We start from the raw sequence: 13590 nt of genomic DNA, 5'->3' as shown, positions 1-13590 counted from the left end.
CCCCGCGAGTCCATCTGAATTTTACTCGACTCCTCAGGACCGAGGAGCCGGGTCTCAGCCGCTCTCCTCCCGAATCCGTGATTCGCGTTATATACTCCCGAGCGTAGCCGTTGAGAGAGTCCGCCGCGAGTCGTGTCGCACCCCGACGCCGTCCGGACTGATCCGTAGTGAAACGGAGGTGGTCCGGTGATCCGTCTCCACCCGGAGCCGATTCACGACTGTCTCAGTTGTGGCGCCCACGTTCCGACGGACTTCCGTCGGGTCCACGGTGACGGCGACGATCGCGCCCACCGCTGTCCCGAGTGCGACTCGTGGGTGCGGATCTGCGAGGGGAGCGCGGCCGGCAAGGACGTGTCGACGCCCGACCCGCGGACGAGTCCCGCCCGCAACGCCGGCGAGCCGTGGAACGGAGGGCTGTCGGGATGACGCCGTTCGTCCGGGCGTCCGAACTGTACGATCCGGCTCGCGGTCCACGCGTTCACGTCGCCGACGCCGCCCGGCTTCGCTGGCAGCTTGACGCCGAACGGAGGGGATCCGCGTGAGCGACGATCCGGCGACGATCCACCGGCACCGGGTGATCGTTCGCCTTCGCAAACAGACCGATCTCACCTTCGAGGAGATCGGCGCGATCGTCGACCGTTCGCGGCCGTACTGCGTTCAGGCGTACCTACTGGAGGCGACCGATGCGTGACCGCGCCGGAGAGGCCGCCGCGATCTTCACGAGTCACGGCGTTCTCGACGCGACGACGACGGTCCTCGCCGCCCGGGCCGTCGGGCTCAACGCCGAGGCGAATCCCGTCGTTCGCGAGCTGCTCGCGGCCGGCGAGCTCGCGACGGTCGTCGGGATGTGCGCTTGTGTTGCGGTCGCCGCCCTCGCGTGGCCGGTCGCCGCCGACGCCCTGGAGACGCCCGAGTGGGTCGGGCTCGGAATCGCCGCGATCGGCGCTGTCGTCGCAGCGGTGAATCTCGTGGTGGTGTTCGCGTGAGACCCACCTGCGAGACGTGCGGCTGCGAGCGTACCTCGGTTCGTGTCCGCGGAGGTCGCGTCGAGTGCGCCGGCTGCTATCTCGACCGAGCAGGAGTCTCGCGATGAAGGCGGTCGAGACGGCCCCGCACGAGTACATGGCGAACTACGTGTACGACGACGGGCTCGGGCCGTGGTTCGGCGCCGCGCGTCTCTGCGACGCCACAGGGAGCCGCAGGGGCACCTTCCGGTTCAACGGCGAGGAGTGGCGCGTGACGCTCTCCTATCAGGAGTCCGGGCTCGCGCCTCCCGACGGCGGCAAGACGCCGGACGGGACGCGTGTCGAGTTCGACACACTCCGGGAGTTCCGGTTGAACGCTGTCGCCGACGACGAGACGGGTGAGCGCAAAGTGAAGGCGCTCATCCAGCCACGATGGCGCGGGCTCGAATCCGAATCGGGGAGTTCGGTCGCCCGTCCCATGTGGGATCTCGGCGACGCGGTGAACGTCCGGGTGAACGCGTCGAACGTCGAGTTCGATCGCGTCGAGACGGTGATCCACCGGGCGGCTGGCGCCGTGACGCTCGACCCGATGCACTTCGCGAACCGCAACGAGGAGTACAGCGTCGTGATGGATGCGGCGCGGTACGTCCGGCTCGACCGGGACGTGTCCGGCGCGATCCACTCGCGAGAGGGACCGCTCGCGCGGATGGGCCACCTCCTCGAAAGCGACCGGTCGGGCTACCGGAAACTCGTCCAAGACGACACGGAGCGCGCCGGGTACTACCACACGGTGACGCTCGGACCGAAGCGGGTCCGCGAGTGTTTCCCGGACCACCGAATCCCGAAGGAGTTCAAGCACTACTACGCGCGAAACGCCGAGTCGCTTCCCGACGATCACCCGCTCGCGCACCCGAAACTCGAAGCGTCGTATCAGTCGAGTCGGTGGAACGAGACGCTTCGACCGGTCGACCACGAGGAGATCTCGGCCGAGCTCGAAGAGGCGATCCTCGCGACGCTGAACGAGGCGGGGCTCCCGACGCAGCCGCTCGACGACGACGGACCGAGCGGCGGTCGCACGTTCGTCGAGGACGCCTACTTCGAGGCGGCGACGGTCGATTGGTCGCGGGTGCTCCCGCTGAACCTCGAACGCGTCGAGAGCGATCAGCGGAACGTGGTCGTTCGCCAGCTCGCCGACGGGCTCTCGCCGGTCGAGTGGGACTCGCTGAAGACGCTCGTCTCGGACGGCGGGGACGTCTCCCCCGCGGAGATCGCGGAGGAACACGACTGGCACCCGGACAGCGTGCGACGGGGGCTCCGGCGGATCGAGGACATGGTCGTTCGCGAGCAGGGGTCGGTGGCGTTGCGGTCGCACCACGTCGCGGAGCAGGTCGTCGAGGCGCTCGACGCCGCCCGTGAGGGCGTTCGGAACGCGATGAGCACGGCGGCGAACGCGGTCCAGAACGCGGAGCGACAGTCGCTTGACGAGCGCACGGACGAGCTGATCGCGTTCTGCCAAGCGAACGGGATCCACGTCGACGAGCGCGAGGCGCAGCTCCGGGTTCGGATGGGGAACCTCGCCGGGGAGTCGTGGTCGGACCTGGTGACGCGACTCAAGCGGTACTGGACCGACGCGGGTCGCGATCCGGAGCGGCTCAAAGAGGCGGTGACGCACTACCGCGACGACGCGGGACCGAAGATCCGGCCGGCGCGGGGCGCGTGGGGGAGGGGTCAGACCCTCCGGTAGCGCGGCCCCTCGTGAGTGGCAACACTATTCAGATCCTCGTTTTCCGACTGTTTTCGCCGCGATCGACCCTTCCGACCGGCGGGTTCGCGATGATCTCGACCGCAACACAAGCGCCGATCCGGTCTCGACGAGCTCGGCGCCGTCGTCGAACCGACACCGGGGGGTCGGTCGACAGTTAGGGGTGTGGCTAAGGCCACAGATTCTAAGGAACACCACATTTCATAGGAGCGACTGTGTGATACTGATCGTGTTCTGAATAGATGAGAGACTACACCTTACCTCATACTGTATTCGCCAGCTCCGGGAGAGCCAAACGAAGCCATATGAGACTCTAGATCGGCGATTGCTTCGTTTTCTAATTCATTTGCTGTATCCCTCTTTGAGTATGCCTCTTTTACTTTCTCGCCGATTTCCTCTTCTATGCTGCTATCGTCTGGGACAAATATGGTTAGATCATCAACAAGCTCTCCAGATTCCCCGATCTCATCAACAACTCCACCATAAGTGAGACGCTCAAACTGTACCTGCCCGTATTCACTTATCAGAAATGCTGTAAGGTAGCCTGGGTGGATAGAATCGTTAGGTACGGCTCTGATAAGATGATTTGTGGCAGCCCAGCCGTCCTGTTTTTCACTAACAAGGCAGGTATCCCCCACTGTCCCAGAACACGTAACAAGAATCATATCTTCCTCGATTATGTATCTATCTAGATTATCCATCTCTTCCCAGATGTACTGGAGTCCTTGTGGTTCAATTTGATCAACATGTGATCCCTGCAACATTGGAACTCCATCTGAGGGATCATCAACATAAATCCGAGTGAACCGAGGTGGGACAAATGATTCTGCGAGTTTTTTAAGAGGTACTCTACGACCGATTCCTTGTTTCTCTGACTCTTCCATCTGATTAATAGCCGCATGAACACTTGGCGTATGATAGGAGGCATCAAACCGCTTTTCCAAATTTCTGTAACTAATATTGAATGAGTCAGAATCCTCAGTATCGCCTAGAGTTTCTAGCTCTGTCTGAGACACTCGGTCAAGCGAGCAGTCACTGTAGACTTGTTCTTCTGCTTCCTCCAGTAGACGGTGAGCATCTTCTCTTAGAGTATTCACTTTCTCGATCTTGTCCTGAATAACCGGTTCAACCTCAGGGAACCGAGGAATTCGCACCTCTTCTAGTTGGTGTGGATCGATATGTTTGATTGCCGAACCAAACTCGTCCTTACTTAATAGAGCTTGGCCAATCCAGGAATTCAAGTAGGCGTAGAGGTAGCCTCCAATGCCTTCTTGAGGAACAGCACGTATCAAGTCATCAGACAAGATATACTCTGAAAGGAACTTATTAGATACAATAGTGCGACCTACAGTTCCCGAACGTGTAATAAGAATCCATCCAGGATTCGATTTAAGTTCATCCGGTGGGTTCTTAACATATTTTCGTTCCTTGATCGGGAACATAAACATGTCTGTAGGAGTGAGATATGGCTCTCCCTCAGAACGGGAACAGTAGTCTCTCTTGAATCTCGGCTTTTTAAATAATCGCGATGTTAAATCACCTATTGTATCTAGATGTACACCTTCCTCCTCTATTTCGTCTAATAGTACCCGCGCTTCGATCCCTTCTTGAGAAAAGTAACCTGCGTCTAGCCGGTTACTTTCCTCTACCCATTCAATAGGAACTTCTGTCGATGCAACTGAACTGTTCATCGGGTAACCCCCTTTTCATTTGCCCACTGCTTGAATTCTTCAGCAACTTGAGGTAGATCGTCATCAATCACTGGCTGACCATCTTGTGATACACGTATATCTCCGTCTGGCGTCTTTTTGAATACGGGATTGCCTCTTCGATCATGTCCAACAGTCCCTGGAATTGACATAAATATGTTATAATCTTTGGGTGGAATTGAATTCTCTTTATGCTTCTGTAGTATTAGAACACTGGTTTGGGTGCCTGTGTGTGGCTGGAAGGTTTCCACTGGCAAATCAATACTCGCCAATATGCTCGCTTCTTCAAGCAGCCACTCTCTCAGCCATTCTAAGCCTGGATTACTCAGAATACTATCGGGGAGAACAATACCCATGATACCACCCGGTTTCAGAAACTGTAATCCTCGCTCAATGAATAGTTGCTCCGGGGGCAAGGAGTCACGCTTACTGGCAGAACCAGTAGTCGTCATCTCAAATTGATTCAAAATATCAGCATTATCAACTACTGCTTTTGTCCCGAATGGTGGGTTAGCAATGATTGCGTCAAACGATCCTAATGGCACTGTTTCCTGTGCTTCAGAACTCCAATTATCTGGGTTCTGCAAGGAATTGGCGTGCACAATATTTGAGGATCCATCTCCGTGCATCACCATGTTCATCTGAGCAACCTTAACAAGAAAAGGGTTGAAATCGATCCCGTATAGATTCTTATTAGCGACTCTTCTAACCCGGTCTCTAATTTGGTCCGAGTGTAGAGAACGCTGCTCAAATAGTTCAGAGATATATTTCACAGAGGAGATTAGGAAGCCACCCGTCCCAACAGCGGGGTCAAGAATCCGTATTCCGCCTGGACTTGAGATCTGCTCTTCATCAAATAGAGAGAAAACCATCTCTACAGTCATATTACACACATTTCTTGGAGTGAAGAATTCTCCCCTGTCTCCTCGAAGATTTGGACCAACCAATTCTTCATAAGCTTCTCCTTTGACGTCAGTTGCAGTGTCTACGAAAGTGAATCTCTGTAATTCAGATACAACATACCGAAGAACTGTATCGTTGAGTTGTATTTCATCACTCCCCTCGAAAATATACTGATACTCACTCTTAACCTTAGAAAACAAGCTATTTAGACGGGAACGCACTGATTCGATATTCTCTCCATCTAGCACATAGAATCGGAGTGAAGGGCTGTATTGTTCATCGTATACCTTGACAAATATAACTTTCAAAATCTCTTCAAAAGCACGATCTTTTTGAATCCCTTGATTGGCATAAACATAGTTATGGACCCTTTGAAACACCGATTTCAGATCTACAGCGGGAACCAAAGATCCTTTAGTGGGTTTAGGAACGTCAGTATCTCCACGTTTGGGAATATCCGGAATTTCCTTCAATTTTCGATTACCAGTTTCAGTGATAACATCGAACGCCAATCTTTCGCTACCAACCCAAAGAGAAAATGAAGCGTTCATACAAGCGGCAGTATAACTTTCGAGTTGAGAAACACCACTACCTTGGTCTGAAGGTTTTATATCCTCCTTCTTTGTTTCAATTGTGATGTATATATTTTCTTGAGAATGTTCAGAATCTTCCTCAAATACAACTAAGTCAGCCCTCTTTTTTTGACGTCCCATCTGAACAGTAAATTCAACACCAATATCAGATTTATAATACCCATATTCATTAACAAGGCTTCGAGCAACAGTTTGTCGGACTCTTTCTTCGGGTGTATCCTCTCGCAGATTACCGGTGATGTAGCATTTTATTTTATCCTCTGGAACAGCCTCTGTCTGGACTTCCTTTTCAAATTCGGGTAGATCGGACTGCTCTGCCATAATCGATTGAAATCCCCTCGGACACTTAGTATATTCGTAAGACGCTACTGCTAAACAATATTATAAATTGAGTAGACCTGCCGGAATTTGCGCCTCCCGCGAGTGGGATCGATAGTGAGTCTCACCTGGGTTCGTCCAGTTGTCGATCTCCAACGCTCTAGCACGAACGCTGCGCGACGACACGACCGTAATCTCCCGCCCCTCCGCTCGGTACCACACAAGCACATAGCCGCCGTCCTCACGACCCAGCGTCCGATGCTGATCCTCCCAGAATTTGAACGTCGGCCGGACTCCATTCGTCATCGAGCCCTTCACGTCCCACGGCCGACCGTCCTCCTCGTCGGTCGCGTCGAACTTGAGCCCGCCAACCTCGGGGTAGTCGAGCTCGATCGGATAGTTGTCGGCCGCCCACGTCTCGACGAGCTTCCCGTAGTAGCCGACGATCGCAGGGTCGTAACTCATCGGTCGATCCGTTTGGGTTGCGGTTGGAACTCGAGGTCTCGCCGCGAATCGAACGTCGATCGATCGAATCCAGCCGCGATCCCCCCGCGCGGATTCGCACCCCCCGCCGCGATCGCCCGCGTATAAAATAAGGTATGCGCCGGGGTGGGCGAGTGAATGAACGAGTGAACCGGCTCGCAGTCTAACGATTCACGCTTCGAGCTCATTTACCGATCCTCCGTGGTCGCCGTCGCGGTATTCAGCGATCCGGTCCGACACCCACGCCGCGGAGTAGCCCACGAGGTCGCCCGCGTCCGCGTAGGTCATCCCGTGACGTTCGACCGCGCGGATCGCCTTGTCGATCGCTTCCTGTCGCTTCAGGTCGGCGGCATCGAGCGCGTCGTCGTCGTCGTCGTCCTCCATCACGATCGCGAACTCGCTCGCCTCGTGCTCGGGATACGTCTCGGCCGTGTCGGTGAGTCCCTTGTAGTCGCCCGCCTCCGCGAACTCGTCTTTGCCGCCCTCGGATTCGAGGAGCCGCGCGATCCCCGGATCCGACCGGCTCGGCTTGTTGATCGCGAACGACGCGACCCGCCGGATCGACTTCGCCGTCTTCGTCCTGGTGTGACCGACGAGCAGGACCGATCCGCGCTTCGGGTGCGGCCCGTGCTGCGCCTCCTTCTTGCGGATGAAGAGCAGCGAGTCGGAGAACTGCTCGGCGGCCTTGTTGCCCGAGCCGAATCCGGAGAGTTCCTGCGCGATCTCGTCGAGCAGCGCGAGCACCGGCCCCTCGATCTCGGCCATCGCTTCGAGCATCTCCCGGTCGGATCGGACCACGCGGTCGAACCCGTCCCACGAGGTGTTTCCGATGAGCGCGCCGCCCGTGCGGACCTTCCAGGCCTGCGCCACGTCGAGCGTGGTCGCGGTCTTCCCGGAGCCGGGCGACCCAAACACAAGCCCGATCGCGCCCTCGTGGGTGAGTTCCGCGGCCGCGTCCGCGTAGAGGTCGCCGCCCTCGCGTTCCTGTCCGGTGAGCCCGGTCGCGGACTTCATTTGCGAGACGCTCCCGTGTCGGACCGCCTCGTCGATCGTCCGCGTCGCCGCGTTCTGGATGATGAGCCGACCGATATCCGTGTCCTCGATCGGCTCGTCGATCAGCCCGTCGTAGTAGTTGAGGAGCCGGAGTGTCCGCCGGTCGTCGACGAGCCCGGCGAACGACCGCACGTTCTCGCCGGGGTCCTCGCCCCGGAGCTTCGATCCCAACTCGGCCGCCGCGTACGCGCCTGTCTTGTCGTTTCCCATGTCAGTCGTTCCTCGCGAGTGGTTCGTCCACGTCGTCGAGCAGCTCGAAGCCGACCGTCTCCTCGTCGTGTCCGTTCGCTTCCTCACCAATCGCTTCCGCAGACGTCATGGACTCCGGGAGCAGCTCGTCGGGGATCTCCTCCGCGACCACCTGCGACACGGTTGCGTCGTCCCGGTCGAACGCGGGCGTCGTGGTCGGGTCGATGATCTCCTGCTGGTCGAGCAGCCGGCGCCGGTCGAGCTTCCGGACGATCGACCGGATCCGCCGCTGGAGGTGCCGGCTCTTGCGCGCCTCCGGCTCGAACTCGTCGCGGAGTTCGGCGATCTGGTCCATCGCGTCGGCCACCTGGGCGTCGCCGGCGAGTTGGCTCCCGGCGATCGACTCCCGCCAGTTGCCGACTGCGACGTTCTCCTCCGGCCGGTACTCCTTCACCTCGTACACGCGCTTCGCGACCGGCCACTCGAAGAGCGTACCATGGACCACGTCCATCGCCGCGAACTGGTCTTCGCTGAGCTCGTAGATCGCCCCGCCCGTGTCGTCCGACGACTCGAACGCCACGAGGTAGATCCCGTCCTCCTCGGGGAGTAGGTCGTCGAGCCGGCCGGCGGCGAGGAACCCGGCGACGAGTGCCGCGACGGCCGCGGTCGCGACGACGCCCGAGCCCTCGATCGCCCACGGGTACGGAACCACGTCGTACTCCGCGCCGGCGACCCACGCGCACCCACCGACGAATAGCAGCCGGCGGTTCTCGCGAAGGCTCTCGACGAGACTCATAGGATCCTCCGGTAGCTCTTCTCCTCGTCGTCTCGTCGGCGACGGACCACGCCGACCGCGGCGCCGGTCGCGCCGATCGCGGTGATCAGGACGATCGCCTGTACGCGCTCGTAACTGATCGGCGGACGGTTCGGGCTCGTCTCGCCGGTCGACACGTAGCTAAAGCGATTCCGCTCAATGCTCGCGGGCGTCGTCATGGTGACGGCCGCTTGTCCGCCTCGACGCGGAACCGCGACGAACACGTCGCTCACTCCCTCCGGGAGCCGTTCCTGATAGATTCGTCCGGAGCCGGCGCCCTCGGAAAACTGCACGGCCTCGGTGAGTGTGATCCGCGTCGACGAGTCGGTTTCAAACCGGAGCTCGAATCCCTCGCGCTCGTCGTTGTAACTCCATGAGACGAGTCGCGTCTCGGGGTCGATCTCCTGCGCGTAGGATTCGGGCGCGTCCGACTGCGTCGCTGTCGTGTTGATTTCGATGCCGGAACCGGCGCCAGTCGCACCGGCGCTCCCGACCGCAACACAAGCGACGACGGCCACCGCAACACAAAAAACAGCGATTCGGCGCATTAGACACCCACGAGGCCGCGGAGGTACGATCGAATCCACGACTCCATGATGCCGATCGGGTCGTAACCGAGCGCGGCGGCGCCGGCGAACACAACCACCGCGAGAAAGAACAGCTGCCCGAGCGGCGCGAGCGATTTCACGAAGGACGTGATCGCGTTGATCGCGATTCCGATCGGCGTGACTGCCATTAGGAGTCCTCCCCCGTGATGTACCCCCATCCGAGGGCGGCGGCGCCGGCGCCCGCGGCGATGACTCCCCAGTTCTGATCCGAGCCAGTGAGGAAGCCACCGCCGCCTCCGGCCGTTTCCTCTTCAATGAGGGCGTCTCGCTCCTCCTGAATCTCCTGCTGATACTCCGCGAGCTTGTCCAGCTCCTCGTTTAGGGTCTGAACGTCGGTCGAATATCGTTGATTCGTCTTCTCCTCGAAGGTGACATTAGACACGGGCTCGCCGTCGTACCCCTCCGCGTCGATCACTTTGAAGGCGTCCTGTATTTGATATACGTCGCCTTCCTCCTCGCCGGACTCGGTCGTCCGGTTATACATCAACCAGACCGGCCCCGGTATGTTATCCGGGTAGTACGTGTCTCCGACGATAAACCCGTTCTCGGGCGGATTGCTCACAGATAGGTTCCCGTCGATTACCGTTCCCGAGTTCTCGCCGGCCACGATCTCGACCGTCAGCTTCGTTTTGTTGTTGATCGGGATACCGAGCGTTGCGAAGTCCGCCGTTACGTTCGTGAAGTCGTTTTGTTCTGAGGCAGTCGCAGCGAGCTGGTCGGCCGTCACTACGTTCGACAGATCGATGTCTCCCGTCGTGTAGTTCGGGTAGATCGTAGATACCCACGTATCTAACTCGCTCGTCACCGTTGAGGCGATGCTTAGAATCTCCCCCATCCGCGTTCCGTACGGAGTCTCATCGAACAGGGTGACCACTTCGGCGTTCACGTCATTCCGCCACGTTAGGGTATCATCCCCGTTTTCGGGAATTGGAGAGACTTGCGGGCTGAAGTCTATGTTTTTTTCCTCGTACGTCGTATAAGCGTAGCTCGTACCATCAACCAGATTCCGTCCCTCCTCTACGGTCGAAACCATCACTTTCGACGTATCTGAGGAGGATTGAATCTTAGACCCATTCCGCCATTTTGCGACCGCCTTCCCGATATCCAACCCCGATGTGTTCCGTACCGCATTGGAGAGTCGGACGATTTTACCCACCTGAACCCCCCAGTGATCGAGGAGATTCTTTTCGGTCTTTGCGATGTACGCTCTCGCCTTGTCCTTCGCCTTCGTTTTCACGTCGGCCTCAGCATCGCCCCCATTCATGGCGACGATCGCTTCTTCAATTCCGCGCTGGTACGCGCCTCTGTCCAGCCCGTTGATGACGTTGCCCATCGACGTGAGAACGTTGCTGTCGACCGCTACAACGTATTTCCCGTCTTCGACCACCGATGCGTTCGTTTCCTCGGCGTTCAATTCCGACAGCTCGTCATCTACATCTTCGCCGGTCGCGGCTTCGTTTTGGCCGATTCTACGACCCACAAGATAGGCACCAGCGAGCGGTGGAGAGATAGCGACCCCTGCCGCGGTGAGAACGGTCTCCCGGCTCGGTAATTGGATAGCCGCCGCGCTCGTCGAGGCACCCCCGCCAAGGGCAGCTGCGGCACCGACCCCGAGAGCCGTCCGACGCATGACCTCGCGACGAGAGTAGCGCCGCGAGGAATCGGTTTGTGTTTGGGTCACGGATTAGTCCTCTTTCTTGAGGAGTGCAGCGCCGATCACCACGACGACCGCGACGATCAGCCCCGTCGAGGTCGCGCCCGAGCCGAACCCGCCGCCACCGCCACCGGCGACCTGCTCAAGCGTCCCCCAGTCGATCGAAGCGATCAACGACTCGTCGCCGTCCGTGTCAACCTCTGCATTCACGACCAGCTGATCGTAGTCGCGATCGGCGTCGGTGAGAGTATAGTCATAGCTCGAAACGTTCCCCTCACTCACTGAGATCGTCGACGTGTCGAGGTTGGTCCCGTTGCCCACCGATTCGTTTTCGCTGAGGCCTTCGACGGTGACGGTCACGTTCACCGGGTCGCTCCCGTTGAAGTCGTCGACGCCGGTCGCGTCGAGGTAAATCGACTGCGTCTCGTTCGTCGGCGTCACCGTCTCGTTTTCGACGAGAGTCGGCGAATCCATCTGTGCCGCGACCCCGGAGAGACCGAGACCGAGACCGGCGACGAGAACGACGAGAGCGAGGGCGTACCTCGCGAATCTGCTTGTGTTGCGGTTCATCAGTCGTCACCTCCGGTGACCGAGTCGACGACCTCGGTCACGTCGTAGACCCCCATGTGGTCGGCGAGAGTGACCACGCCGGCGACGGAGACGGCGCCGTAGACGATCGTGGCGGCCGTCGTCGAGCCGAGGGCGGTCCCGAGCTCGGCGACGGCGTTGTAGTCGAAGAACTCCAAGAGCCCCCAGTTGATGGAGCCGATCGAGGTGAGGATCCAGATCACGCCGGCGATCGTGTCCTCACCGTCCCAGATCGAACTCACAGCATCCACCCCAGAGCGAACTGCCCGGTCGTAACCACAACGGTGTAGACGAGCCCCCACAGGTCGGCCGACGTGAAGAAGTCGGAGACCTGCGGGAAGACGACGAAGGCGACAGGGAGGAGGAGCGTCCCGCCCGCGGCGAGGGCGTAGTAGCCTTGAAGTCCCTGAATGTCGTCGCTGAGTGTCGCCCACTCGGTGTTTTCGTTGGTGACGATCGTCCCGACGATGGATGCGTAGCCGAGCACCCACGCGGTCGAGAGATCGAATCCGGCGATGGAGAATAGCGTTTCTCCGAACCCAACGTCGAAGAGATTGAACGTCGCGATCCCGACGAGCATGAAGGCGCTCGCGAGACCGACGACGACGAACGATGCGTCGATCGCGTCCATTTGCATTTTCGCCATGCCCGTGAGCGGGCCACGGTGACTATGGTTAAACCCCGGATCGTGGGTATGCTGTGGATACGCCGGTAGCATTTTGTACCCCACCGTGCCTGCGAGAGTCGATGTCCTCACTACGCAAGCTCGTGGACTGTGACGGAACGCCCCGCGTGACGCTCGACAAGGGCGAGCTCGGGATGGACGGAGTTCTCGACGACGGCGAGATTCCGGTCGAGCAGCGAATGCACGTCCAGCGACTCGGTCGCGGCGTGTACGTCGTTCGGGCGGTCGCCGACGGAACGATCCCGGATCTTCCGGAGGGTATCCGATGAAACCCGCTGGAAGGGGGTTCTCGACGCGACCCCGTGGGGTTCGACGCAGATGTATTCACGATCCGCGATCTATGCACTTCGCTGAAGGCCGTCGGCGTGGAAGGTGCATCAAATTGGGTGGGGTTTCGAGCCGACCGGTGCCGCTCGTCGTTGTCGACCAAGAGGCTATAAGAGTAGACTTGGATCAGTCGGACCAGATCGACGAGATCACATCCCCCGTGCATACAGAGGGTTATGAATGACCCGCCGCACTAGTCTCAAGCTCACCGATGAGCGTGAGCGACAGCTCGAAAAGGCGAGCGATATCGTGGCTTGCGGTCCCGACGACGACCCACCGATGAGCGTAGTCCTCGACGCCGGGCTTGCGCACCTTATTGAAAGTGAAGAAAATATTCGAGACGGACGCGACAAGTACAACCCGATGACTATTCAGGAGCTCTGTAACACGTCAGTTATCGGATTAGAGTATCGAACCCGGATAAAAAGCCGGTGGAGGTGATTCTATTTAATTGATCGTGAACGCGTCCTGGATACCGAATGCTTCCTGTGCCTGAATGGTCCGGTCCAGGATAATGGAATCACTCGGTTCGTGGATAATTCGAACCCGGTAATCCTCATTTGCAGCAACTTGGAATCCTGCATCAGCATATTCTGCACCACCAGTTAACGAATCACCAACAGACACTCTCGTTCCCACATCTCCAGTTGCTTGGGAATTGTTGACAGTATTCGTAACTGTCACGCGTAGAGTATCAGCTGGGATAGAGTCACCGCCATCGTGACTGAGAGTAATAACGTCACTAGCTGCACCCTCGTCAACATCAACACTCAGCTGTGCTGTGGGCTGACTGTCGCCGAGCGAGTCGCCGAGCCCGAGCACGAAAGTCCCGATGACGGCGGCCAGAATCACAGTAATCGCGACCATGAGTATGACTCCGATAACGGGACTCACGGCACGGTCGTCCGAGTTGAACAGGTTGCTTGGTTTCATAGTTTG

Annotated in this window: 18 protein-coding genes; 6 read left to right on the top strand and 12 right to left on the bottom strand. The window is 58.7% G+C overall.

Annotated features, from left to right (window positions below; translation table 11 throughout):
* The first annotated feature begins 186 nt into the window (after positions 1 to 186).
* From B4V04_RS00850 to B4V04_RS00835, 4 genes are all read left to right on the top strand, one after another.
* On the top strand, positions 187 to 426 hold the full coding sequence (locus tag B4V04_RS00850) for a DUF7563 family protein (RefSeq protein ID WP_498228518.1): 240 nt from the start codon (positions 187 to 189) through the stop codon (positions 424 to 426).
* A gap of 112 nt (positions 427 to 538) precedes the next feature.
* On the top strand, positions 539 to 691 hold the full coding sequence (locus tag B4V04_RS00845) for a hypothetical protein (RefSeq protein ID WP_498228516.1): 153 nt from the start codon (positions 539 to 541) through the stop codon (positions 689 to 691).
* Positions 684 to 986 (top strand): DUF5658 family protein, encoded by a 303-nt coding sequence (locus B4V04_RS00840; RefSeq protein WP_498228515.1) that lies wholly within the window; start codon positions 684 to 686, stop codon positions 984 to 986. The genes B4V04_RS00845 and B4V04_RS00840 overlap by 8 nt, the downstream gene beginning before the upstream one ends.
* A gap of 103 nt (positions 987 to 1089) precedes the next feature.
* Positions 1090 to 2709: a DUF7845 domain-containing protein gene (locus B4V04_RS00835; RefSeq protein ID WP_498228513.1), complete on the top strand. Its 1620-nt coding sequence runs from the start codon at positions 1090 to 1092 to the stop codon at positions 2707 to 2709.
* A 275-nt stretch (positions 2710 to 2984) separates the two neighbouring features.
* Here B4V04_RS00835 and B4V04_RS00830 read toward each other — a convergent pair whose 3' ends face one another.
* The 11 genes from B4V04_RS00830 to B4V04_RS00780 form a co-directional block, all read right to left on the bottom strand.
* Positions 2985 to 4418, bottom strand: a complete 1434-nt coding sequence (locus tag B4V04_RS00830; protein WP_498228511.1) for a restriction endonuclease subunit S domain-containing protein — start codon at positions 4416 to 4418, stop codon at positions 2985 to 2987.
* The gene (locus B4V04_RS00825) at positions 4415 to 6253 is read right to left on the bottom strand and encodes a type I restriction-modification system subunit M (protein ID WP_498228510.1); all 1839 of its coding nucleotides are present in this window, start codon (positions 6251 to 6253) and stop codon (positions 4415 to 4417) included. The genes B4V04_RS00830 and B4V04_RS00825 overlap by 4 nt, the downstream gene beginning before the upstream one ends.
* A gap of 60 nt (positions 6254 to 6313) precedes the next feature.
* A complete protein-coding gene (locus B4V04_RS00820) occupies positions 6314 to 6715 on the bottom strand; it encodes a PD-(D/E)XK family putative nuclease (protein WP_498228509.1) in 402 nt (133 codons plus the stop codon).
* 189 nt (positions 6716 to 6904) lie between these two features.
* Positions 6905 to 7996, bottom strand: coding sequence for a hypothetical protein (locus B4V04_RS00815; protein WP_498228507.1), 1092 nt, complete (start codon positions 7994 to 7996; stop codon positions 6905 to 6907).
* A 1-nt stretch (position 7997) separates the two neighbouring features.
* The gene (locus B4V04_RS00810) at positions 7998 to 8771 is read right to left on the bottom strand and encodes a DUF8125 domain-containing protein (protein ID WP_498228505.1); all 774 of its coding nucleotides are present in this window, start codon (positions 8769 to 8771) and stop codon (positions 7998 to 8000) included.
* Positions 8768 to 9337, bottom strand: coding sequence for a DUF8063 family protein (locus tag B4V04_RS00805; RefSeq protein WP_498228503.1), 570 nt, complete (start codon positions 9335 to 9337; stop codon positions 8768 to 8770). The genes B4V04_RS00810 and B4V04_RS00805 overlap by 4 nt, the downstream gene beginning before the upstream one ends.
* Entirely contained in the window at positions 9337 to 9525 is a 189-nt protein-coding gene (locus B4V04_RS00800; protein WP_498228501.1) for a hypothetical protein, read from the bottom strand. Before B4V04_RS00800 ends, B4V04_RS00805 begins: the two co-directional genes overlap by 1 nt.
* On the bottom strand, positions 9525 to 11027 hold the full coding sequence (locus B4V04_RS00795) for an Env/VP5 family phage fusion protein (protein ID WP_498228499.1): 1503 nt from the start codon (positions 11025 to 11027) through the stop codon (positions 9525 to 9527). The genes B4V04_RS00800 and B4V04_RS00795 overlap by 1 nt, the downstream gene beginning before the upstream one ends.
* Positions 11028 to 11081: 54 nt before the next feature.
* The gene (locus B4V04_RS00790; RefSeq protein ID WP_498228497.1) at positions 11082 to 11621 is read right to left on the bottom strand and encodes a hypothetical protein; all 540 of its coding nucleotides are present in this window, start codon (positions 11619 to 11621) and stop codon (positions 11082 to 11084) included.
* Positions 11621 to 11881 carry a DUF378 domain-containing protein gene (locus B4V04_RS00785; protein WP_498228496.1) on the bottom strand — a complete coding sequence of 87 codons (261 nt, stop codon included), beginning with the start codon at positions 11879 to 11881 and terminating at the stop codon, positions 11621 to 11623. The genes B4V04_RS00790 and B4V04_RS00785 overlap by 1 nt, the downstream gene beginning before the upstream one ends.
* A complete protein-coding gene (locus tag B4V04_RS00780) occupies positions 11878 to 12285 on the bottom strand; it encodes a DUF8023 family protein (RefSeq protein ID WP_498228494.1) in 408 nt (135 codons plus the stop codon). Before B4V04_RS00780 ends, B4V04_RS00785 begins: the two co-directional genes overlap by 4 nt.
* A gap of 101 nt (positions 12286 to 12386) precedes the next feature.
* On the opposite strand from B4V04_RS00780, the gene B4V04_RS00775 reads away from it, so the two are divergent.
* Positions 12387 to 12593 (top strand): DUF8053 family protein, encoded by a 207-nt coding sequence (locus B4V04_RS00775; protein ID WP_498228492.1) that lies wholly within the window; start codon positions 12387 to 12389, stop codon positions 12591 to 12593.
* A gap of 238 nt (positions 12594 to 12831) precedes the next feature.
* The gene (locus B4V04_RS00770) at positions 12832 to 13092 is read left to right on the top strand and encodes a DUF7386 family protein (protein ID WP_498228491.1); all 261 of its coding nucleotides are present in this window, start codon (positions 12832 to 12834) and stop codon (positions 13090 to 13092) included.
* Positions 13093 to 13098: 6 nt separating this feature from the next.
* Here the strand turns inward: B4V04_RS00770 and B4V04_RS00765 are convergent.
* Positions 13099 to 13590 (bottom strand): type IV pilin domain-containing protein (locus tag B4V04_RS00765; RefSeq protein WP_498228489.1); only part of this gene is annotated, 492 nt, incomplete at its 5' end.

It is taken from the genome of Halorubrum sp. B52 (assembly GCF_059752555.1).
Note: the sequence above shows the minus strand (reverse complement) of the source record. Positions and strands in the feature narration are given on the sequence as shown.